This window comes from Spirochaeta thermophila DSM 6192, assembly GCF_000147075.1.
GTDB classification, from domain to species: Bacteria; Spirochaetota; Spirochaetia; order Winmispirales; family Winmispiraceae; genus Winmispira; species Winmispira thermophila_A.
In genome coordinates this window covers 906045-928308 of the sequence record NC_014484.1, presented here as the reverse complement: position 1 = coordinate 928308, position 22264 = coordinate 906045, and the positions used below count along the sequence as shown (strand labels likewise).

Annotated in this window: 17 protein-coding genes; 1 reads left to right on the top strand and 16 read right to left on the bottom strand. The window is 62.2% G+C overall.

Annotated elements, in window-relative coordinates:
* Positions 1-7: 7 nt before the first annotated feature.
* The 16 genes from STHERM_RS04120 to STHERM_RS04045 all read right to left on the bottom strand — a co-directional run bounded on the left by STHERM_RS04120 (position 8) and on the right by STHERM_RS04045 (position 20619).
* A complete protein-coding gene (locus STHERM_RS04120; RefSeq protein WP_013313628.1) occupies positions 8-1270 on the bottom strand; it encodes an L-rhamnose isomerase in 1263 nt (420 codons plus the stop codon).
* Complete coding sequence (locus tag STHERM_RS04115; protein WP_013313627.1) at positions 1267-2415, bottom strand: class II aldolase/adducin family protein; 1149 nt, start codon at positions 2413-2415, stop codon at positions 1267-1269. The genes STHERM_RS04120 and STHERM_RS04115 overlap by 4 nt, the downstream gene beginning before the upstream one ends.
* Positions 2416-2425: 10 nt before the next feature.
* On the bottom strand, positions 2426-2740 hold the full coding sequence (gene rhaM, locus STHERM_RS04110) for an L-rhamnose mutarotase (protein ID WP_013313626.1): 315 nt from the start codon (positions 2738-2740) through the stop codon (positions 2426-2428).
* Positions 2737-3741 (bottom strand): ABC transporter permease, encoded by a 1005-nt coding sequence (locus tag STHERM_RS04105; RefSeq protein WP_013313625.1) that lies wholly within the window; start codon positions 3739-3741, stop codon positions 2737-2739. Before STHERM_RS04105 ends, rhaM begins: the two co-directional genes overlap by 4 nt.
* The gene (locus STHERM_RS04100; protein ID WP_013313624.1) at positions 3738-4724 is read right to left on the bottom strand and encodes an ABC transporter permease; all 987 of its coding nucleotides are present in this window, start codon (positions 4722-4724) and stop codon (positions 3738-3740) included. The genes STHERM_RS04105 and STHERM_RS04100 overlap by 4 nt, the downstream gene beginning before the upstream one ends.
* Positions 4721-6229: a sugar ABC transporter ATP-binding protein gene (locus STHERM_RS04095; protein WP_013313623.1), complete on the bottom strand. Its 1509-nt coding sequence runs from the start codon at positions 6227-6229 to the stop codon at positions 4721-4723. Before STHERM_RS04095 ends, STHERM_RS04100 begins: the two co-directional genes overlap by 4 nt.
* An 81-nt stretch (positions 6230-6310) precedes the next feature.
* Complete coding sequence (rhaS, locus tag STHERM_RS04090) at positions 6311-7336, bottom strand: rhamnose ABC transporter substrate-binding protein (protein WP_013313622.1); 1026 nt, start codon at positions 7334-7336, stop codon at positions 6311-6313.
* A gap of 93 nt (positions 7337-7429) precedes the next feature.
* Positions 7430-8857: a helix-turn-helix domain-containing protein gene (locus STHERM_RS04085; protein ID WP_013313621.1), complete on the bottom strand. Its 1428-nt coding sequence runs from the start codon at positions 8855-8857 to the stop codon at positions 7430-7432.
* Positions 8838-10766, bottom strand: coding sequence for a sensor histidine kinase (locus tag STHERM_RS04080; protein WP_013313620.1), 1929 nt, complete (start codon positions 10764-10766; stop codon positions 8838-8840). The genes STHERM_RS04085 and STHERM_RS04080 overlap by 20 nt, the downstream gene beginning before the upstream one ends.
* A 16-nt stretch (positions 10767-10782) precedes the next feature.
* Positions 10783-12045 (bottom strand): zinc-binding dehydrogenase, encoded by a 1263-nt coding sequence (locus STHERM_RS04075; RefSeq protein ID WP_013313619.1) that lies wholly within the window; start codon positions 12043-12045, stop codon positions 10783-10785.
* Between the two features lie 4 nt (positions 12046-12049).
* The gene (locus STHERM_RS04070) at positions 12050-13570 is read right to left on the bottom strand and encodes an FGGY-family carbohydrate kinase (RefSeq protein ID WP_013313618.1); all 1521 of its coding nucleotides are present in this window, start codon (positions 13568-13570) and stop codon (positions 12050-12052) included.
* A gap of 12 nt (positions 13571-13582) precedes the next feature.
* Positions 13583-14746: an SDR family NAD(P)-dependent oxidoreductase gene (locus STHERM_RS04065; RefSeq protein ID WP_013313617.1), complete on the bottom strand. Its 1164-nt coding sequence runs from the start codon at positions 14744-14746 to the stop codon at positions 13583-13585.
* Positions 14743-16104, bottom strand: a complete 1362-nt coding sequence (locus STHERM_RS04060) for a PHP domain-containing protein (protein WP_052295659.1) — start codon at positions 16102-16104, stop codon at positions 14743-14745. The genes STHERM_RS04065 and STHERM_RS04060 overlap by 4 nt, the downstream gene beginning before the upstream one ends.
* Positions 16105-18561: an alpha-ketoacid dehydrogenase subunit alpha/beta gene (locus STHERM_RS04055; protein WP_013313615.1), complete on the bottom strand. Its 2457-nt coding sequence runs from the start codon at positions 18559-18561 to the stop codon at positions 16105-16107.
* Positions 18562-18598: 37 nt separating this feature from the next.
* Complete coding sequence (locus STHERM_RS04050; protein ID WP_013313614.1) at positions 18599-19849, bottom strand: dihydrolipoamide acetyltransferase family protein; 1251 nt, start codon at positions 19847-19849, stop codon at positions 18599-18601.
* An 11-nt stretch (positions 19850-19860) separates the two neighbouring features.
* Positions 19861-20619 (bottom strand): DeoR/GlpR family DNA-binding transcription regulator, encoded by a 759-nt coding sequence (locus tag STHERM_RS04045; RefSeq protein WP_013313613.1) that lies wholly within the window; start codon positions 20617-20619, stop codon positions 19861-19863.
* Between the two features lie 278 nt (positions 20620-20897).
* Here STHERM_RS04045 and STHERM_RS04040 point away from each other — a divergent pair, with 278 nt between their 5' ends.
* On the top strand, positions 20898-22196 hold the full coding sequence (locus tag STHERM_RS04040) for an ABC transporter substrate-binding protein (RefSeq protein ID WP_013313612.1): 1299 nt from the start codon (positions 20898-20900) through the stop codon (positions 22194-22196).
* Positions 22197-22264 lie beyond the last annotated feature (68 nt).

Here is a 22264-nt window from a genome sequence, read left to right as displayed (position 1 = left end):
TCCTTCATCAGGTCCGCTTCGAAAGCACCTGTCTCTCGTAGGCCTCCACCTCGCGGATCCACTCCACATCGAGGGGCACATCCTGGGAGCGACAGTAGTAATCCCACACCGCGGCGAACGGGAGGCTCTTCACATCCTCCATGAGGGCGAGCCGCTCACCGAGTCGCCCCTCCGCTTCGAGCTCCTCGAGACGGCCCACCGGTTCGAGGAAGGCCGAGAGGAGGGCCTTCTGCACGGCCCGGGCACCGATCACCCACGCGAGGATTCGGTTGATGCTCGCATCGAAGTAGTCCACGGCGAGGTGTATCCTGTCCCACATGCCGAGGCTCACCATCTCGGTGGCCACCGCGCGCACGTCGTCCGTGAAGAGCACCACGTGGTCCGAATCCCACCGCACCCCCCTGCTCATGTGGATGAGCACGTGCGGGACGAAGAGGACGAGCGAGGAGATCTTGTCGTGGATCGTCTCGGTGGGATGGAAGTGGCCCATGTCGAGACACACGCCCACCTTCCGGCTCACCGCATAGCCCAGATAGAACTCGTGCGAGCCGGTCACATAGGATTCCGAACCGATACCGAAGAGCTTGGATTCCACCGTGTCGATCACGCCCGGGAGACGCTCCCCGTAGATCTCGTCGAGCGATGCGAGGAGCCGCTCCCTGGGTCCCAGTCTGTCGACAGGGACGTCCTTCCATCCGTCGGGGATCCAGAGGTTGTTGATGCACACCCCATCCAGCTCAGAGGCGAAATACGCGGCGATCCGTTCGCAGGCGACCGCGTGCCTCACCCAGAAGGCCCGGATCTCCTTGTCGGGATGGCTCAAGGTGAACCCCGAATCCGCCAGAGGATGGGAGAAGAAGGTGGGATTGAAGTCGAGCCCTATCCTCAAAGACTTGGCCCACTCCACCCACTTCTCGAAGTGCTTCGGTTCGAGGGCGTCCCTGTCCACCCGCTTCCCCTCGGTCTCCGCATACATCGCGTGGAGGTTGAATCGCTTCGTCCCCGGGACGAGGGAGAAGGCCTTGGCCGCATCCTGGCGGAGCTCGTCGCCACTCCGCGCCCTTCCCGGGTAGTTGCCGGTCGCGAGGATACCCCCACCCGTGAGCGCATCCTTACCCTCGAGCCCCACCACATCGTCGCCCTGCCAGCAGTGGATGGAGACGGGGATCTCCGCACACCTCTTCACCGCGGCCTCGACGTCCACACCGAGGTCCGCGTACCGAGCCTTCGCCTCTTCGAAGGCCCGTTCAACTCTGTCGTTCGATGTCATCTGTTTCCTCCCTGATCGAGACTTACGCGGGAGCGGAAACGTTCCGCCTCCCAGTTGAGTATGAATTCCACGTCCTCCCTCGCGAGAAACCTCGGACCACCCAGGGTCTGGGCACAGAGAGAGATCCGACGCGCATCATGGAAGAGGAGGAGGGCCGTCCGGGCCGCCTTCTCCGAGGAGGCACGGGCGACCACCCCTTCCCCCTGGAGGAGGAAGATCCGGGGTAGCACGCCATACTCCTCGAGATACCCCCTCGTCCGGGCACGAGCCTCTTCCTCCTCGGGGACTCCCCCTCGCGTGGGGAGGAAGAGAGGAGCCGGGCCCGCGTAGACGATGTGGTCGGGGGTGAAGGCCCCCTTCACCCCCTCCATCCCCTCCTCGGCGGCAAGGCAGGCCTCGAACACAGGGTCGCGGCTCATGAGGTACACCCCCTCGGAGGTACCGGCGCTCACCTCCTGCACGATACGCTCGAGCATCCCCGGGATCTCTCCCTCGAGCGGCTGTATCACGCCCCCGAAGGGAGGGGGCACGTGCGGAAAGAGGGGGCGTATCCGTTCCATGAGACGGGTGTAGAGACCGATCACTCCTTCGGGCGAGTCCTCGCTCACGAACACCCCATGGTTCTGGAGGAAGACGATCCGGGGGAGTTCCCCACCCTGCCATCCCGCCACCACACGGTGGAACTCCCTGGAAAGCACGTATCCAGGGGTGGTGTAGGGCATCCAGAGGGCTTCCTCACCGAAGAGTTCCCTCGCGATACGCTCCCCTTCCAGGCTACAGAGCACCCCGTTCACCAGCGCAGGATGGGTGTGCACCACGTACCGGTAGGGGATGACATGATGGAGCAACGTCTCCACGCTGGGACGCTTTTCCTCTCCCGGTATCCGGCAGTCCAGGAGTGCCGCCACCACCTCACGTTCTCGTTCCTCCACGCGCTCCGGAAACGTCCTGGAGAGTATCCTCTCGAGGCACGCCCGCGTGAGCCTCACGAACCCCGTCTCGTCGATCGTGGCGAGGGAGACCCCCGAGGCCTTCACATAGAGGAGGGCCTCGTCCTTCCAGGAGGTATTCCCTCCCCCCGCGAGCACGAACTCGGGATCCGCACCATACAGACGGGAAAGCTTCACCAGGGCCTGCAGACTCATCCTCCCTCCCCTAATCCATGTGGAACATCTCTTCGAGCGGCTCCACCACAGGGGAGTCGTCCGGATTGGTCTCCATGAGGTCCTTCATGTACTCCCACCACCGCCTCATGATCGGTTGCTGGGGGAGAGCCGCCGTCCGCTCGTCATCCGCGAGACGCTGGACCGCAAAGAGCCGATACGTCTTCCGGTCCAGATAGATGGTGTAGTCCGAGATGCCCGCCTTTCGAAGCTCGTCCTTCAGCTCCGGCCAAATTCGGTCGTGGCGGCGCTTGTACTCTTCCTCGCAGCCCGGCTTGAGCTGCATCACGAAGGCGTGTCGTCTCATACCTGCCCTCCTTCCACGATCTCTGATGCTCTCTTTCTCTTCACGAACGCCATGAACTCCGGGATCACGATGGCCACGATGAGGAGCGCACCGGTCACCAGGTTCATGACCCGGCCCGGGACGTTCATGAGGCCCATCCCGAAGCGTATGAATCCTATCACGAAACTGGCGATCACCACACCCGGGATTCCACCGAATCCGCCGGTGATCGCCACCCCACCCAGGACCGCGATGGTGATCGCCTCGAGCTCGAAGCCTTGCGCGATGTTCGGTCGGGTGGAGAGTATCCTGCTCGTGAGCAACACGGAGGAGATCCCCGAGAAGAGCCCGTTGAGGGTGAAGACCGCGAACTTCACCCGCTTCGACGGTATGCCGGAGAACACGGCCGCGACCTCGTTACGCCCCACCGCGTAGACCATCCTCCCGAAGACCGTGTAGTGGAGCACGAGCCCCACCATCAGGGCGAGGGCGAGAAAGAGGACGAGCTGGAAGGGGACGAGCGTCCCCCCGACATATCCCTGGCCCAGCCACGCGAACTCCTCCGGATAGGTCGTGAATGCCTTGTCGCCGAGGATGCCCTGGGGGATCCCACGGAAAAAGGACATGGTCCCTATGGTCACGGCGATCGCCGGGATCCTCAGGTAGCCCACGAGAAACCCGTTGAGCATGCCGGCCGCCGTGCCGACCAGGAGCCCCACGAGCACGATCACGGGGACAGGAGCTCCATATGAGGCCACCAATCCCATACAGAAAGAGGAGAGGGCCACGATCGACCCCACCGAGATGTCGATGGACCCCGTGATGATCACCAGGGCCATCGAGAGGGCGATGATGGACTTCTCCGTGAAATTGAAGGTGGTATTGAAGAGATTCCGGACATCCCAGAAGTACGGACTCAGGATCCCGTTCACCACCATGATGGCGAGGAGGAGGAGGGAGAGGATGACCTCCCATCTCTGTAGTACGGCTCCGATGTGAATTCCCTGTCGCACGTTCTTCATACCCGGTGCCTCCATGTCTTGAGGAGCCTTTCGGCCCGCGAGCGTTCCGCAAAGGTATTGGCGAGGATGGCGATGAGGATGGCGATCCCCTGCACGAGCATTTGATAGAAGGGCGAGATGTTGATCTGGGTGAGCGCGTTGTAGAGGAGTCCCAGGAAGAGGGCCCCGAGGAGCACCCCCGTGCTCGTCCCCGATCCCCCGAAGACACTCACCCCGCCGATGACACAGGCCGCCACGGCCTGCAGCTCGTATCCGGTCGCGCTGTCGGTCTGGGCCGCCGCATACCGGGTCACGTAGAGAAGACCGGCGAGCCCCGAGATCACCCCGCTGAGCATGAACACGAGGTAATCCGTCTTCCTGGTATCTATCCCTACGAGCCGGGCCGCGTTTCTGTTGTCGCCCGTGGCGTAGATGGAGCGCCCGGTCCACGTGTACGTGAGAAAGAACGTCACCAGGAGGAAGACGATGAGGGCATACCAGATGATGGCCGGGATTCCCAGAAATCGCACCTCGGGTATGGAGACGAAACTCTCGCACATCTCGTGGGCGCTCACCCACTCCCCACCCGACACGAGGAAGACCAGGGCCCGGTACATCGCGAGGGTACCGAGGGTGGTGATGATGGGAGGAACCCTCAACTTCGAGACCACGATCCCGTTGAAACTCCCCAGAACGAATCCGAGGAAAAGAGCACCACCCACGTAGACATAGAAGGGGAGATCCGGCACCGCGATATTGAACATACCGAGCAACATCCCCGTGAGGGCCATGGTGGAAGGGATGGAGAGATCTATCCCCCCGGTGAGCAGGACCAGGAACTGGGCGAGGGAGGCAAGGATCAGGACCGACGAATCCTTGAGCACGTCATAGATGTTCTCCGCGGCGAGGAAACGAGGGGACCGCATCCCTACCACTGCCACGAAGACCACGAGAAACACGAAGAGGGTGAACTCACGGGTTTTCATGACTCTCGGCACTCTCATACCACACCCCTTTCACCGTGCCCGAGGGCCGCTCTCATGATCTCCTCCGAAGTACACGCCCGTGCATCGAAGACCCCTGTGACCTTCCCTTCGTGGAACACCACCACCCGGTCGGCCATACCGAGAACCTCGGGAAGCTCGGAAGAGACGAGGAGGACCGCAAGCCCCTGAGCCGCGAGATCCGCGACAAGGGCATGGACCGCGGCCTTGGTGGCGATATCGATACCCCTGGTGGGCTCGTCGAGGATGAGGAGGGAGGGCTGTGCGGCGAGCCACTTCGCCAACACCACCTTCTGCTGGTTCCCACCCGAGAGGGCATTCACCCACACGTGTACGTGGGGGGCCTTCACCTCGAGCCGCTTCGCATACTCCTCTGCGAAACGACGCTCACGTGCACGATCGATCCATCCCCTCTTGTGGAGCGCCGTGAGGAGGGGAAGCGTGATGTTCTCGCAGATACTCATGTTGAGGATGCACCCCTGCAGCTGCCTGTCCTCGGGTACGTACACGATACCGCGCCTCATCGCCTCCCGGAGAGACCGGAATCGCACCGTCTCGCCCCGAAACCTCACCTCGCCGCTGCCCCACGCATCTACCCCCGCGATACACCGCATCACCTCGGTTCTCCCGGATCCCACGAGTCCGAAGAATCCCAGGATCTCTCCCCTCCTCACCTCGAACGAGACATCGTGGAACACCCCTTCCCTCGAGAGGTTCCTCACCTCCAGTACGACCTCACCCGGCCGGGAGTTCCGCTCGGGATAGTACTGTTCGATCTTTCTCCCGATCATCATCCTGATGATCTCCTCCCTGGACGTCTCCCGGACCTCACCTTCCCCCACGTATTGTCCGTCGCGGAGCACGGTGAAGTGGTCGGCGATCTCCTCGATCTCCTCGAACTTGTGGGAGATGAAGACCACGCCCGTACCGGATGCCTTGAGATCCCTGATGATCCCGAAGAGGTCTTCCACCTCCCGTGCCGAGAGGGAACTGGTGGGTTCGTCCATGATCACGATCCTCGCCCTGTGGGTGAGGGCCTTCGCGATCTCCACCAGCTGGCGCTCAGCCGTGGAGAGGTCCTTCACGGGCGTCCGGGTATCCAGGGGCACACCCAGTTCCTCGAGGATAGCGGCCGCCCTGCGGTGCATCTCCTTCCACGAGAGGAGGGGAACCCGCCCGGCATACACGGGACTGCTCATGAAGATGTTCTCGGCCACCGAGAGGTCGGGGAACACCGCAGCCTCCTGGTGGATCACCGCGATACCGGCCTTCTGGGCATCCAGGGGGGATCCGAACGCCACTTCCTTTCCCTCGAGGAAGATCCGTCCTTTCGTGGGAGTGAGTACTCCGCTCATGATCTTCACCAGCGTGGACTTGCCCGCCCCGTTCTCCCCTATGAGTGCGTGGACCTCTCCCTGACGTATCCTGAACGAGACCCCATCGAGGGCGAGGGTTCCCGGATACATCATGGAGACGTCCTTCAGTTCCAGCAAAGGTGTTTCCATGTTCGCTCCTTCCTACGAATCTCGAAGAAAGGCCCGGAGCGACACTTCCTCCGGGCCTTGCAACGGGCCGCTCTGTAGAACCTAGAACATCGCGGCGAACTTCTCGATGTTGTCCTTGGTGAACACGAACGGCTCTCCCATGACCGCCACGCCGCCCGGTCCCACCTTGATCTCGCCCATCCTCCCGCAGGAGAACACGTCGCCTACGGCGCCGGTGTTCTTTCCCTTGATGAGGTTGTAGAGGATGTAGGTGGAGCTGTAACCGAGATCGATCGGATTCCACAGGGCCATCTTTTCACACACGCCGGAGAGGATGTAGGCCTTCATCTCCGAAGGAAGCCCGAGTCCGGTGAGTTGGATCTTGCCGGTGAGTCCCTGATCCTGGATGGCCTTGGCCGCAGCCGCGATACCCACCGTGGTGGGGGCGATGATACCCTTGAGGTTGGGATACGACTTGAACAGGCCCAAGGCCTCCCGGTACGACTTGTCGGAGAGGTCGTCACCGTAGACCACCGCCACGAGCTTCATGTTCTTGGCCTGCGGGTTCTCGGCGAGCTCCTTCTTCATGTACTCGATCCAGGCATTCTGGTTCGTGGCCTGGGCCGTGGCAGAGAGGATGGCGATCTCCCCTTCCCAACCGATGAGCTCACCCATGAGCCTCACCTGACTGCGCCCTATCAGCTCGGTGTCCGAAGGAGCGAGATGGAGGATCCGTCCGCCCTCGGAGACGCCGGAATCGAAGGAGATCACCTTGATCCCCTGTGCCATCGCCTTCTTCAGCACAGGCACGAGGGCATCGGGATCGTTCGCCGAGATGGCGATCCCGTCCACCCTGGTGGCGATGAGGTTCTCGATGATCTCGATCTGCCCCTCGGCCGTGGGAGAGCTGGGCCCCTGATAGATGATCTCCACGTCTCCCAATTCCTTGGCGGCCTCCAGGGCGCCGTCCCGCGCCGCCTCGAAGAAGCCGTTCCCGAGGTTCTTCACCACGAGTGCGATCCGGAGCTTCTTGCCCGCGGCCGCACCCGCCTGCTCCCCTGCCCCACTCGCGAACAGCGCCGTGGTGAGGAGGTTCATGGCTACCAGTACCGTGATCAGTCGTTTCATACGACCCTCCTGAATTGGAATGTGTTCCACCCCATCATACCCCCGCTCTCGTAACCCCAGAAGTGTCAGGAACTCACAGGATGGTGCCTTTTTCTACGATCTTGCCTCCTCGGAGGGGTATCTCCCGAAGAACCGACGGTACATGCGGGAGAAGTGGCGTACGCTCGCATACCCCACGGCCAGGGCCGCCTCCTTCACCGAATATCCCGAAAGGAGGAAGTCCCTCGCCTTGATGAGACGCAGCTCCATGAGGTATTCGGAGAAGCGTTTGCCGGTCCGTCGATGGAAGAGGAAACTGAAGTAGTTGGGGGTGAGATTGAGGTACGATGCCACCATGGAGACAGAAAGCGGCCGGGTATAGTGTTCTTTGACGAAGGCGAGGGCCCTCCGCACCGGATCGTGGTCCTCATCCCGGGATCGCATCCCCATCCTGGAGGCGAGAGGACACGACGAGAAATCCGCGGCGGTGAGGCTCGACGCAGGCCGTTCGATACCCATGTACCGACGGAGGAACTGCTCCACGTAGGAGAGGATGCGTCCCTCCAGATGGGGCAGTCGCGAGACGAGGTGTTCCACCGCATCGAGGAATCCCACCTCGTTGCGCTCCACGAGGGCCCGTACGATCGAGAAGAGGGTCTCGAACGTCTCCCGGTCTCCGAGGAGGAGGGTGCGGGAGGCGTCCTGGAGCACCCTCAGCGGAAGGATACGCTCGGAAGGGAACAAGGCGACGAACGGAAGCAGACGTACCGCCTCCCCGTAGAACTCCGCCACGTCACGGGATGACGAGGCTGCCCCACCCACCAGGAGGAGGGGATCGACCTCAGGACACCACTCGGGTAGGCGGTGCACGAGATGGAGGAGGGTCGACTGTACCGTCCCCTCGTCCCTGCGGAAGAGACAGAGGTCCACCCCATAGGGCGAGGGGAAATGGAGGAGCATGTCTCCCTCGGCCAGGAGCCTCTCCCCCTCGGCTTCGAAGGGCTCCTTGCACTTCGGATAGGAGAGCGCAGGGTGAAAGAGGAACAAGGGGATCGGATGCTCCGGGATCCCGTCCGGCAAGCTCGAATGAGAACTCGCGGCGGAGTGAGGAAGGACATGGAGATCCACGAACCACTGGTGCAAAACCTTCCGCCTTTCGCCCCTTCGCCTGGTGAGGGTCTCCTCGAGCCGCCCGAGCAGGGCCTCGACCTCCTCCCTGGAAGGGGGCTTGAGGAGGTATCCCCGGGCACCCAGCTCGAGCGCGGTCTTTGCGAACCCGAAATCCGCATAGCTGGTGACGACCACGAAGAGGATATCGCTCCGCTCTCTCAGGATCCTCGTCATGGCGTCCAACCCGCTCCCACCAGGCATCTTTATGTCCAGGAAGACGATATCCACCTCTCTCGAGAAGGCCGTCTCTTTCAGTTCCCGGATGTCCGCCGCCTCGAGGATGCATTCCACCCGAGGATGGCCGACTTCCTCGATGAGGCTTCGTATGGTGTATCGGGCCAGAGGCTCGTCGTCAGCGATGAGTATGCGCATGGATCCTCTTGAGCTCCTTCAAAGGGATAGAGACGATGGAGACCGTGCCCTTTCCGGGGGACGAGGAGATCTCGAGACGAGCGTGCTGGAAGAGGAGCTGCAACCTCCTCCTCACGTTGGCGAGCCCCACCCCTTCCTTCATCGTCTTCATGTGGAACCCTCTGCCGTCGTCCTCCACCGTGATGTGGAGGAATCCTCCCCCCACCGTGACCCTGATCCAGATGTGTCCTCCCTCCGAAACATCCTCGAGCCCGTGGACCACCGCATTCTCCACGAGGGGCTGGAGGAGGAGCTTAGGGAAGGGAAGTCCATCGGCCTCTCGGGGGAACAGGATCTCCCATGAAAGCCGTTCTCCGAAGCGGAGTTGCTGGAGCCGCAGGTAGTCCTCGATGAAACCCAACTCATCCCGAAGGGGGACCACGGCCTTGCTCTCGATGGTGTAGCGGAGAAGGCCCTTGAGGGAAAAGATCGCCTGCTCCACGGCCACATGCTCCTTCATCCTGTTGAGAGCGAGGAGGCAGGTGAGCACGTTGAAGAGGAAGTGGGGGCTTATCTGCGACTGGAGCGTCTCGTACTCCATGTGCTTCCGCTCGAGAAGCTCCTGATACTTGAGCGCGTTGTCGATCGTGAGCGCACCGAGTTCGAGGAAGTTCTCGAACCTGATGCGCTCCAGGTCGCTGAACTCCCTCCGCGCGACCAGGACGAGGAGACCGAAGCTCCTCTCCCCGATCCCCACGTGCCCCACGAGAAGATGTATCCCGGCGCTTGCCTCGAGGAGCACGCCGCCGTGTGGTGGTTCCGTTTCCATGGTCCCGAGGAGTCCTCCCACCTCATCCCGGAACGAAGGATCACCCTCGTAGACGGACCAGGTACACCCATTCTTCCCGGGCAATGCGATCCCCGCGGCATCGATCGATTCCTCCCTTGTTATGTACTCGACGAGCACACGGTGGACATAGGAGAGGAGGCCCTTGAGCTTGTCCGGCTCGTAGGCCGTGATCCTGTTCTCGTAGGCCACCGCCTCCGTGGCCACCTCCCGTACCACTTCCACCATCCGGCGGATGTTCTGCTCGAAGAGTCCCGCATACCTCCGGAAATTGGCCGCAAGATCCTCGAACTCGTCGCCCGAGCGAAAGTCCAGCGAGACGGAGAGCCTCCCCCCCGCGAGATCCCTGATGGCGCTTTCCACGGCGCGCAGCCGGCCTACGATCCTCCTGGAGAACACGGTGAGCACCACCGTGGTGAGGAGCACACTGAGGAACGAGAAGGCAAGGAGGGAAGCCCTGAGCACGTATTTGCTCCGCAGCGCCTCCTCCTCCAGGGCCTCGGTGAAGTAACCGAGGTAGCCCTCGAAGCTGTTCACCAGGTAGTAGGAGGTCTCGCGGGCCGTGCTGAAGATGCGTATGAGCCTCGGGTCCGTCGAAGACTGGATGGTGGCGTAGAGCGTAGGATCAGCGAAGAGATCCCGTTCCTGCAAGAGCTCCATCCCTTCGCAGAACTCCCGAAGCCGGGAGGCCGCCTTGTCCTTCATGATGAGGGCGGTCTCGTACTCGTTCTGGAGCATCCCCTGGCGTACCAGTCTCTGGAGCGGGGCACTCTCGAGGAACCCCGAGAGGCGCGAGAAAAAGCCCTCGCTCTCACTCCGGAGGTTCCTCACGAGGGATACGGGAGGATCGAAGTAGACCACGTCCTTCAGGCTCCCGTAGATTCCGGGAGAGAAGGCAGCGATCATGGTCTCTTTCACCCGATTTCGAAGTCTCCTCACCTCGTCCAGGAGTCGATCTGAAGTCCGTGCCACCTCGGTGATCGACTCGATACGGGCGAGGATGACGAAGTTGAGGACGATGACGAAGAGGAACCCCATGAAGACGAGAAGCGTGATGAGACCGAACTTCAGGCGCATCCTCATGGGTTCCTCCCTCTGATCAGATGTCGGGCGCGTGGGCGAGAAGGTAGTCTTCTGCTTCCTTGTTCCAGAGGTTGTGGTGTCGCGCACAGATCTTCGCGAGCTCGGCATAGAAAGGATCGGACTTTCCCCTCTCCTCGAAGTCCTCTATGGCCACCAGATCGAGTCTCTTGTGGGTGTAGATGAGCTTCTTTCCACCCGGAATCTTGTCCAGATTGAGTGTGGTATCGATCACCGCGTTGAGGCCCCCCACGTGGGTGATCATGGCCGCCGGATTGAGCCTGCCCTCGCTGATGAGGGCGAGGGCCTCTCGCATGTCGTCGGTGTTGCCGCCCGAGGTTCCCACGAGATGGTGGCCTTCGTAGTGCACCTTGTAGAAGTTGAGCTCCGCCTTGAACTCGGGATCGGTGGGGCCGGCGAAGAAATTGAGACACCCGTCGGGTCCCAGCAGACGGTCCCCCAGCTCCACTACGGCCCTCACCGGAGCGAAGACGAACACGTCGTCATAGGGCTGCCCGTCGTTGAGTCCCTTGAGGAGGTCCGCCGGGTCTTCCGCACCCGAGGTGTTCACATAGAGGAGATCGACACCCTCCTTGCGGGCCTCCTCCACAGGAATGAGTTCCTTTGCACGATCGAGCCGCCGCTGATCTATGTCAGTGACCACCACGCGTCGGGGCCGCCTCGGACCATGGATGGCATAGTCTATCGCGCAGAGCCCCATGGGTCCTGCAGCCGCCAGAAGGGCGAGGCTCCCCCCCTCCTTCACCCCCATCTCGTGGTGATAGGAGCCGGGATGGGTGTGATACTGCGCGTGGTAGGCCCCCACGATGCAAGAGACCGGCTCGGCGAGGGATCCCAGGAAGAAGGCCTCCCCCGTGTAGGGAAGGAGGCAGTCCATCTCCATCACCTCGTTGGGGATGATGACGTACGTGGCGTCTCCTCCTATGTATTCGTAGGAATACCCCGGCGCCCAGAGCGTCCCCTTGTAATTGAGGGCCGGCTGGATGGCGAACTTGTCACCCTCTCTGTACTTGTGCGCCCACTTCTTTCCCACCTTCTCTATCACACCACAGAACTCGTGCCCAATCATGACGGGATTTTTCTTGAGATCGTGGCGCACCCGCTTGTGGGCCTCCCCTTGCATCGCCAGCTTGTGGCTCGACATACAGATGGAATCGGAGACCACCCGGGCGAGTATCTCATCGTCCTTGGGTTCCGGGAGCTCGAACTCCTCGAGCCTCAGATCCATGACACCATAGAGGCGTACCGCCTTGGTCTTCATACACTCACCTCTCTTTCTCTGTGTGCTGTGCTATGAGATCGAGCCAGGCCTGTTCATACTCCTTGAGGCCGGGCACGTCGTGTTTCTCCAGTTCGGTGTACCGTATCGAGGTGTCACCGGAGAGCTCCTCGATACCGCTGCCGGTGAGCGCCATCCGCCCCGTCATGGCTGCTCCGAAACTCGTCGCCTCCGTGAGATCCGAAAGGTAGACCGGATGATCCGGAAGTGCCGATGAGAGGAGGAGGCAATAGGCCTGGTTCCTCCGGAATCCTCCCTCTATGAAGACCTTCTGTCCCTTTCGCAGGCCTATCCTCCGGAGTGCGACGAGGGTCTGCAACACGAGGGAGACCGTCAGGGCCGTGTAGGCCCTCTTCCCTTCGCGAAGCACGGGAGGGACCCTCCCACCCCGTACGATCTCTTCATAGGGGAACCACCGTCCCCCCTCGACGATACCCGGAGGCGAGCCGGGAAACTGGCCGGAACCGGGGATGAGCTCGGGGAGGATGAAGGTATCCGACCTTCGCAGGAAGTCCACGTAGTCCATGGGTATGAAATCCGGATCCTCATCGAGCGCGGCATACCTACTGATGAGCTCCCTGTACGCCTCGTACTCGGCCCCTCCCCTGAATATCGCGGTCTTGATCGGGGTATCCATGGCCGAGATGTTGTAGAACACCACCTTGCCGAGCTCTTCCTCTTCCATACGGTAACGATCAGTGGGGTTCATGAGTACACACCAGGTGCCCGTGGAGTTGAGGACGAACTCGCCCACCCGTTCCGTGACGAAATACGGGAGGAGGGATGCGTTGGAGTCGTGTATCCCCAGGGTGACGATCGTATCAGGGGCCAGACCCGTTCGATCGCTCACGGCCTCCGAGACGGTTCCCAGGCTGTCCCACGGTCTTCGTATCTCCCGGGGGAGGAGGGGCAGGATGCCCATGGAACGGGCCACCTCGGAGTACTCTCCGGTGAGAAAGTCCCAGAGATAGGTGTGACATCCCAGGTAGGTCCACTCCGCCCCTATTCGCCCGGTCAGCCTGTACCCCCAATACTGTGGGTAGGAGAGGATCCACTTCGTACGGGCCCATCCTTCCGGAAAGCGTTGCTTCACGAAATAGAGCCCCTTCCCGAGATTGATGAGCGCCTTGAACTCGGCCGTACCCGTCCGTCGCTGGAGGTCGAGGGGATCTCCGAACCGCTCGAAGAACTCCCTGTGGAACCCGGGACCGGGCTCGTGGGTATAGTAGACGCAGGGGACGCACGGCTCCCCCTGCTCGTCCACGCACACCGCGGTGGCCCCATGGGCCGTCACTGCCACCGCCTTCACGGGAAACCGATCGGCGTATCGGGAGAGCTCCTCCAGAAACCACTCTTCCATACCTGCAAGGTCGTGCGTCTCGATTCCATCCACCCGTACGGGGGGGAAGGTCCGATGGGCGGCTTCGAGGAGGTTGAGCCTGTCATCGAAGACCGAGACCTTCTTGTTGGTCATGCCGATATCAATCACTGCGATTGCGTAGTCCATACACCGTCTCCTCTAGCGGAGCATCACCTGTCCACCCGCCACCGGAAGGGCCTGGCCGGTCTCATACTCCTGCTCCACGATATAGTAGAGGGCCCGCATCACGTCGGGTCCGGTACATCCCCTTCCCATGGGGATCTTCGATTCGTAGTAGCGTCGCACATCATCCACCGTCCTGGCCCCCGGGACCTTCCCGGCCCGGAGGTACTGCACGAAGAGCCCCTTTTCCGGGTCGGACCAGAGGGGACCATCGAAGAAGTTGCCCGGACAGATGGCGTTCACCTTGATGTGGTACTCAACCAGCTCGAGGGCGAAGCTCTGGACGAGACCGATGCCGCCGAACTTGCTCCCGGCATAGGCCCCGTTCTTGTTCGATCCCGCGAGCCCAGACTTGGAGTTGATCTGTACGATGTCGGTGTACCACCGTGGAGCCAGGAGGTGCTGGGCCCGCATGATCCGGGCCGCATGTTTCGTCACCAGGAAGAACGCCACATAGTTCACCTCGGTGACGAACCGGAAGTCCCCGGACGACTGGGAGAGGACACTGCCGGCCCGCAACACACCCGCATTGCTCACGCAGAGATCCAGGCCCCCCGCCTCCTCCACGATCCGGGCAAAGAGCCCCTCCACCGAACCCTCGTCGGCCACGTTCACCTGGACGGCCCACGCGACAGGTTCCCCCGCCTCGGCGTTGATCTCGTCGGCGAGGCGCTCCGCACCTTCTCCGTTGAGATCGGCGATGCACACGTACGCACCCGAGGCACAGAGCCCCCGCACGATCTGCTCCCCGAAGCCCTGCGCACCCCCGGTGACCACCGCTACCCTTCCCCTCACGACATCCTCCCTTCCCTCGGTCGAGAGCCCCTCGTAGGGGGATCCCGGCTCACCTCTCCCGGGACCTCCGCCCCGTCTCTCCACACGGAAACACCGCTCCTCCTCAGGAAGCCGCACGAACAGGGAGAGGGATCCGGCGAGCTCATCCCTCCGTCCCTCGATCAGCGCGGAGAGGGACCGAAGGAGCCTCTCCTCCTCGATCTCTCCCATCTCCGAAAGGTCGATCTCGAAAGGAACACCAGGCGGATCCACCACCGGGACGAGTCGGACCGGTCTTCCGGTGCTCCCTATAAGCATTCCACGGATATACGGGAGCACCCTCCGCATCGATTCTGACAGACTCATAGCACCTCCCGTTTCATCTTCTCGACGAGAGCGGCCACATCCTCTCCCGACCGCAACCCGACCGCTTCCCGTCCCACCCGGGCGTAGGCCTCGATCCTCCGGCCAAAGGGGAGCCGGGAGAAAGGCCCTCCGCTGGAGAAGAGGCCATAGGAGGGGTCGAGATCCGCGACACGCTGATGTCCCACGAGGGCCCAGGTGGTATCGATGAGATGTCGGTACTCGGGTCCGAGTATCTCGGGGCAGTTGAACGACTGGCGGGGACTGTTGATGTCCACACCGGAAATCTCCAGGAGCTCATACCTCCTGCAGAGGGCCTGTACCCTCTCGAGCTGGACCCTCGTGTTCCGAGGCGGCATGTAGGTGACCGCCTGAAAACCCAGATCCTTGAGAAAGGGAATGAGCTCGTCGAGGAAGGCGTCCTCGAAGGTCTCGGCACGTTTGTCGCCGGTGGGGGATTCCTTCACGTCCCCCAGGTAGGCGTAGGCCACCACACCGTCGAGGTCGCGCAACCCCGGGAGCACCCTCTCCACCGGAGGGCACTCATCCTCATCGGGAGACTCGTAGATGCGCTCGAGGAAGTAGGCCTTGAGCACGCCGAGAAGATCGTATTCCAGATAAGGATTCTCCGGGTCGGAAAGATACGCGGCGAGCCTCGAACCGGGATCGAGACCCCACTCCCGGACAAGTCCCTCGACGAGGCGCCCACCTCTTCCGTAGGTGCGTACGAACCTGTGGGCGAGCGCCATGAGGAGGTGTCGCTCCGTGATGGTTCCCCCCTGTGGTAGGCAGGAGAGGGAGACCACCTCTTCCCACTGGAGACCGGGCATCCCCTTTTCCTCGAGAAGTGCGCCCAACCGCGCGACCATCCGTTTGGTACGCCGTACCCTCGCCTCCCTCACGGGGCCGAGGATGGGTTCCGCCTCTTTCCACTTCCCGGACGGTATGCCCTGCACCGTGATGTAGGCCACACCCTCGAGATCGGGATTGTTGAGCTTTCGATCTCCAAACGGTGTGTTCCGAAAGCTCACCCGAAGCTCGAAGCCCACGATACCTCCAAGCTCCAGGAGGCCGCTCGCCTCCACCATCTCTTCCGCGGCCGCGAGGGAATCGTGATCCACGGATCCCGCCACTGCAAGCCCTGCCTCCGCAGCCCTCAAGGCCGCCATGGAAGGGGTATACGGGCTGAAACTGTAACAGGTGTGGATGTGATTGTTCACTTCTTTGCCTCTCCTCCCCTCGAGCCCATGTTCCTCGAGGTAGAGAGAGAGGGCCTCGAGACGCTCTTCCTCCCGGATCCCGGGGGAATTGATCCTCTCCCTGAGGGTTTCCTTCTTTCGAAAGTGCGGCTCCATCCTCATCTACACCCCTTCCCTGTACCGGCGCATCACCTCCTCGGGGGCATGCATCCCCAAGGGCGTATACCCATCGAGAGGGAAGAATCGCTCGTCCACGGCGTCGAGTATCCACTCGACCTGCGGGAAGAACAGGCTCTCCATCTCCGCCGCGGGAGTGATCCAGTTACGGCTCCCTATCACCACCACAGGGGCGTCGAGATACTCGAACGCGAGATCCTGCACCTTCGAGGCGATGGTGTGGAGATACGAGCCCCGCTCCACCGCCTCGCTCACCAGGAGGAGTCGGCCGGTCTTCTTCACGGATTCCACGATGGGTTCGAGGTCGAGGGGGACGATGAACCTGAGGTCGAACACCTCGGCCGAAACGCCGAACCGGGATTCGAGCACCGAGGCCGCTTCCATGGCCTTGTAGAGGGAAGCCCCCACCGTGGCGATGGTCAGATCCCGCCCCTCCTTACGCAGGGCGGGTTGCCCCTCGGGGATCTCGTAGTAGCCCTCGGGGACCCCACCAGGAACAAAGTACTCTCCCACGTCGTAGAGGAGCTGGCTCTCGAAGAAGATCACGGGATCGGTCCCCCTGAGGGCGAGATTCATCATACCCTTCGCATCGTAGGGGGTGGCCGGGAACATCACCTTGAGTCCCGGGATGTGGGCCACCAGGCTCGACCACTCCTGACTGTGCTGGGCCCCGTACTTGTTGCCCACGGAGACACGGACCACGAGCGGCATCCTGAGGAGTCCGGCGGACATCGCCTGCCACTTCGCCATCTGGTTGAAGATCTCGTCCCCTGCTCTGCCCATGAAGTCGCAGTACATGAGCTCCACCACCGCCCGTCCACCGCAGATCGCATACCCCACACCCGCCCCCACGATGGCACCTTCGGAGATCGGTGCATTGAAGAGCCGGTGGTAGGGCAAGAGTTCGGTGAGCCCGCGATAGACCCCGAAGGCCCCACCCCAGTCCCGGTTCTCCTCTCCCCAGGCCGCCATGGTGGGATCCTCGAGGAACCGATGGACGAGTGCCTCGAAGATCGCATCCCTGAGTTGGAAGACCTTGGTCTTGGGGAGAGGCTTTCCCTCCGCATCGAGGCCGAAGCGTTCCTTCCTCCGGATGCTCTTCACCCGAGGATTCTCCTCGAGAGACTGGAGCACCTCCGGCTCCCGATCGTCGAACCGGTCCACCTTGTCGTTCGAGAACATGACCGACTCTATGAACGTCCCCGGCACCCGCGGTGAGACCTCATCGTCGGTGGCAAGCTTCACCACGGGGATGAGCTTCTGCCGCACCCTCTCGTCCAGTTCCCGGAGATCCTCGGGAGCGGCGATCCCGTGTTTCACCAGGTAGTCCGCATACCCCTTGAGTGGATCCACCTTCTCCCACCGCTTCACCTCATCTTCCGTGCGATACGAGGAGGCATCGGAGGGCGAGTGTCCGGAAAACCGGTAGGTGACGGTATCGAGGAGCACGGGACCCCTCCCCGCGAGGAGCAGCTCCTTCTTCCGGGCGATGGCATCCGCCACCGCGAGCGGGTTGTAGCCGTCCACCCGCTCCGCATGCATGTTCTCGGGGTTCACCCCTGCCCCTATCCTCGCGAGCACCTGGTAGCCCATGGTCTCGCCGAGCGTCTGACCACCCATGGCATAGAAATTGTTGAAGAAGTTGAAGAGCATGGGTGGAGCGCCCCCTATCTCTTCGGGCCACAGCCTCCGGTACTGGTCCATGCTGGCGAGCATCATCGCTTCCCAGACCGGTCCGCACCCCGTGGAGCCGTCGCCTATGTTGGCGATCACGATCCCAGGTCTCCGGTTGATGCGTTTGTAGAGGGCCGCCCCCACCGCGATGTCGGCCGAGCCTCCCACGATGGCGTTGTTGGGCATCACCCCGAAGGGAACGAAGAAGGCGTGCATGGAGCCCCCAAGCCCCCGGTTGAAACCCGTCTTCCGCGCGAAGATCTCGGCGAGCGTCCCATAGAGCACGAAGTTCTCGGCGAGGTCCTTCACGTCGGTGTGGGGAATCCGGTCCACCACCGCGAGTATCTCCCCGTCGAGATAGCCCTCCATCACCTCCCTGAGACGGTGTTCATCCAGCTTCCAGATGGCCGAATAGCACTTCGCGAGGATCTCCCCGTGACTCCGGTGGCTCCCGAAGATGAAGTCCTCGACGTCGAGGTTGAGTGCCTGGCCTACTGCAGCGGCCTCCTGACCGATCGAGAGGTGGGCCGGCCCCTTGTGATCGTACTTGATCCCCTCCCATGCGCCTTGTTTCTTGATCGCATCGAGCATGGACTCGAACTCGCGTATGGTCCGCATGTCGTAGTAGATCCGCAACAGGCGTTCCTTCCCGTATCGCGCGAGTTCTTCGTCGGCATTCCCCCTGTACCGGTTGAGGGGGATGGGATCTATCTTCAACGTGGCCCTTTTCCTCACTTCTTCGGGCGTCACCATGAGGTTCTTAGGCATCTTCCACTCCTTCCATGTAGGATAGGCGCTCCGGGGCTCACCGGGCGAGCCACAGATCTATGTCGGCTATGACCCCGCACAGGTGTTTCAGGAAGCGCGCGGCGGGCGCGCCGTCCACCACCTGGTGGTCACACGTGAGGCTCAGTACGAGTCGAGGTTCATGGACCACCTCCTCCATATCCCCGTCCCGATACACCGGCGTGGGCACGATGCCGCCCACCCCCAGGATGGCGACCTCGGGATAGTTGAGCACGGGAGTGAAGGTCTCGACCCCCAGCGGGCCGAGGTTGGTGACCGTGAAGGTGGACCCCTTCATGAGATCGGGATCGAGATCACCCCTCAGGGCCGCCCGGGAGAGCTCCTTCACCCTCTTGGAGAGCTCCAACAGGGAGAGCGAGGCGGCATCACGCACCACCGGGACCACGAGCCCCCGCTCGGTATCCACCGCCACCCCGAGATGGACAGAGGGATGAAGGACGAGGGACGTACCGTCGTAGTGGGCGTTGAGCATGGGATAGTCCGGCAGGAGGGCCCTCGAGACGGCGTAGAGGATGAGATCGTTGATGGTGATGGACGAAAGCTCCGGGTCCCCCGACTCCTTGCACCGCCTCCGGAACGAGAGGAGGGCCCGGGCAGGGGCCCGCATGGTGATGGTGTACTGGGCCGTCTGGGAGAGCGACTCCCGCATCCGCTGTGCGATGACCCGGCGTATCCCCGAGAGGGGACGGCCTTGCACACCCGTCTCCGCCGGCCGGGGCCGCACGTCGCCCCCCTCGGGAGCCACCCCCCTTCCCCTCCGTTCGATCACCGCCCTCACGTCCCGCTCCATGATCCGTCCTCTCGGCCCCGACCCCCTCATCCCCGAGAGATCCACCCCTTCCTTCTCGGCGAGACGGCGGGCCCGAGGGCTCGCATAGATGCGACCCGCCTCCCTCCCCTCCCCCCGGGACGGGACGGAGGACCTCTCCTGCGGTTCCGGAGCCCGGTCTTCGGGCGCCTCCTCACGGGACGGCCCCTCTTGGGGAACGGCCTCGGAGGAGATCTCCTCCCCGGGTTCTCCTATGAGGGCGAGGGGTGAAAGCACCGGCACGTCTTCCCCCTCGGCGTGGAGGAGGCGGAGCACCGTCCCGGACTTGCCCGCACGCACCTCGAAGGTGGCCTTGTCCGTCTCGACCTCGCAGAGTACCGTGTCTTCGGCGACCGTATCCCCCTCTTTCACCTTCCACTCCACGATCACCGCCGATTCCACGGTGCTTCCGAATCTCGGCATCACCACTTCATGAGCCATTTCTCAACTCCTTACACGATAATGAGATCAACCCCAGCCTCCCGCAGCTCCTCCCGCGCGTCCCCGGGGAGCCCCGCATCGGTGATCACCACGTCTATCTCCTCGAGCGGGAGGACGTGGACGAAGCCCACCTTCCCGTATTTGGAAGAGTCCGCCACGAGGATGGTCTTCACTGAGTGTTGCCGCATGGTCTTCACGATCTCGGCTCCCTCGAACAGGTGGGTGGTCATACCCCTCTCGAGGGAGAAGCCGTCGGTACCCACGAAGGCGAGCGGCACGTGGAGGCGCTGTATGGTGGAGAGCGCGATGGGCCCCACCATGGACTCCGTCTCCCGCCTGAACTCCCCCCCCACCACCGTGATCCTCAGCGAGGGATTGAGGCGGGCATAGGAGAAGACGAGGGTCGAGTTGGTCACGATGTGCACATCCCTCTTCCCCACCAGGTAGCGGACGATGAGGGCGGTCGTGGTCCCGGCCTCTATCATCACCACCATCCCGTCCTCGACAAAGGAACTCGCGGCCCGGGCGATCCGATGTTTCTCCTCGGTACGGAGACGCATCCGCTCCAGGATGCTGCGATGGAGGGCGGGCGTCGCCCCACCCCTCGTGCGGTTCACAAGGCCCCGCTCCTCGAGGCTCTTGAGATCGCTCCGGATGGTCACCTCCGACACACCGAAACGCCGTGCGAGATCACCGACCGAGAGGGAACCATTCTCCGCCAGGAGGGTGAGGATCTGCTGCTGCCGTTCGGCAAGGTCTTCAAGTGCCATGCACTTCACCTTTCATTATGGTTTCTATTTCTTTTCGATTTTACCATATTCCACAAAAAAATCAAGAGGGCAGACACACTGCGTCCTGTTTCAGCCCTCCCGCGGCCCTGCGTATTCGTACCCGCACGGGCCAACGGGCTCACGTGCACACCCCCTGGGACCTTCATTATTTTTTTGAATCTTTTTCTTGACTCTTTCGTTTCATATGATACAATCGAAGGAGAGAAAGCCATTCGCTGCTTTCTCCATCATCCCATACGACCATGAGGAGGAATGGAATGAGACGCAAAGGCATGTTACTGTTCCTCGTCCTCGTGCTCCTCGCCGGGCTTCCCCTCGGCGCATCGGGGACGGGCGAAGAAGAGGGAAAAGGAATCACCCTCCGCCTCGCCTGGTGGGGGAATCCCACCAGGGACGAACGTACCATCAAGGTGGTCGAGCTCTACAAGAGTCGACATCCCGAGGTGAACATCCTCACGGAGACGACCGGATGGGTGGGATACTGGGACAAGCTCGCCGCACAGGCTGCGGCCAACGATCTCCCCGACATCATCCAGATGGATTACTCCTACATCAGGCAGTACGGGGGAAAGAACCTCCTGGCCGATCTCACGCCTTTCGTGGACTCCGGGGTCATAGACCTCAAAGGGGTGGACGAGAACCTCATCCTCGGCGGCAAGGTGGGGGACAAGCTCTACGGTATCAACCTGGGAACCAACTCGTGGTGTCTCATCTATGATCCCGAGGTGATCCAGAGGGCAGGTCTCACGGAGCCCTCACCCACCTGGACCATCGACGACTTCGAGGCCATGGCCGTGACCATCTACGAGAAGACGGGAGTCCAGACCATCCCCTTCTCCACCACGGATCCACGCCACGCCTTCGAGAACATGCTGAGACAGACGGGCGCATCCTTCTTCGATCCCGCCACCGGGGCATCGCTGGGATTCACCGATCCCGCAGTCCTCGAGACATTCTTCGAGGTACAGCTGCGGCTCCTAAAGAAGGGGGTGCTCATACGGCCCGACGAGGCCTTCGTGAGCACCACGCCGGAGGAGGGGGCCTTCGCCCGCGGAAGGTCGTGGGTCGAGTTCCTCTGGAGCAACCAGGTGGTCTCCGCCGCGGCGGCGGCCAAGCGGCCCATCGGGGTGGCCCTTCCTCCCTACCTGCCCGGTGCGAAGCGCCCCGGCACGTACTTCAAACCTTCCATGTTCTTCTCGGTCGCCCAGTCCTCTGAGCTGAAGGAGGAGGCCGCCAGGTTCGTCAACTTCTTCGTCACCGACATCGAGGCCAACAAGATCCTCCTCGCGGAACGGGGGATTCCCATCGTCCCGGCCGTGAGGGATGCGCTCAAGGCCATCGTGGATCCCGTGAACCGCCAGGTCTTCGAGTACATCGAGCTCGTGGGCAAGGGGCACAACAGCCCCATCGATCCTCCCGATCCTCCCGGCGCGGGTGAGGTGGTGAAGCTCTTCAGGACCATCACCCAGGAGGTGCTCTACGGAGTCACCGATCCCAAGACCGCAGCAAAGAAGTTCATGGATCAGGCCAACGAGATCCTCGCGAGGAACAAGTAGCCCGACGCGGTCTCCTGTACAACCACGCAGAACCAGGGGTCTGCCGGCTTCGGCAGACCCCTTTTGAA

Bases quoted from the DNA above. Each gene is read 5' to 3' on its own strand.
- STHERM_RS04120 (WP_013313628.1), bottom strand. From the start codon at position 1,270: ATGACATCGAACGACAGAGTTGAACGGGCCTTCGAAGAGGCGAAGGCT.
- STHERM_RS04115 (WP_013313627.1), bottom strand. From the start codon at position 2,415: ATGAGTCTGCAGGCCCTGGTGAAGCTTTCCCGTCTGTATGGTGCGGAT.
- rhaM (WP_013313626.1), bottom strand. From the start codon at position 2,740: ATGAGACGACACGCCTTCGTGATGCAGCTCAAGCCGGGCTGCGAGGAA.
- STHERM_RS04105 (WP_013313625.1), bottom strand. From the start codon at position 3,741: ATGAAGAACGTGCGACAGGGAATTCACATCGGAGCCGTACTACAGAGA.
- STHERM_RS04100 (WP_013313624.1), bottom strand. From the start codon at position 4,724: ATGAGAGTGCCGAGAGTCATGAAAACCCGTGAGTTCACCCTCTTCGTG.
- STHERM_RS04095 (WP_013313623.1), bottom strand. From the start codon at position 6,229: ATGGAAACACCTTTGCTGGAACTGAAGGACGTCTCCATGATGTATCCG.
- rhaS (WP_013313622.1), bottom strand. From the start codon at position 7,336: ATGAAACGACTGATCACGGTACTGGTAGCCATGAACCTCCTCACCACG.
- STHERM_RS04085 (WP_013313621.1), bottom strand. From the start codon at position 8,857: ATGCGCATACTCATCGCTGACGACGAGCCTCTGGCCCGATACACCATA.
- STHERM_RS04080 (WP_013313620.1), bottom strand. From the start codon at position 10,766: ATGAGGATGCGCCTGAAGTTCGGTCTCATCACGCTTCTCGTCTTCATG.
- STHERM_RS04075 (WP_013313619.1), bottom strand. From the start codon at position 12,045: ATGAAGACCAAGGCGGTACGCCTCTATGGTGTCATGGATCTGAGGCTC.
- STHERM_RS04070 (WP_013313618.1), bottom strand. From the start codon at position 13,570: ATGGACTACGCAATCGCAGTGATTGATATCGGCATGACCAACAAGAAG.
- STHERM_RS04065 (WP_013313617.1), bottom strand. From the start codon at position 14,746: ATGAGTCTGTCAGAATCGATGCGGAGGGTGCTCCCGTATATCCGTGGA.
- STHERM_RS04060 (WP_052295659.1), bottom strand. From the start codon at position 16,104: ATGAGGATGGAGCCGCACTTTCGAAAGAAGGAAACCCTCAGGGAGAGG.
- STHERM_RS04055 (WP_013313615.1), bottom strand. From the start codon at position 18,561: ATGCCTAAGAACCTCATGGTGACGCCCGAAGAAGTGAGGAAAAGGGCC.
- STHERM_RS04050 (WP_013313614.1), bottom strand. From the start codon at position 19,849: ATGGCTCATGAAGTGGTGATGCCGAGATTCGGAAGCACCGTGGAATCG.
- STHERM_RS04045 (WP_013313613.1), bottom strand. From the start codon at position 20,619: ATGGCACTTGAAGACCTTGCCGAACGGCAGCAGCAGATCCTCACCCTC.
- STHERM_RS04040 (WP_013313612.1), top strand. From the start codon at position 20,898: ATGAGACGCAAAGGCATGTTACTGTTCCTCGTCCTCGTGCTCCTCGCC.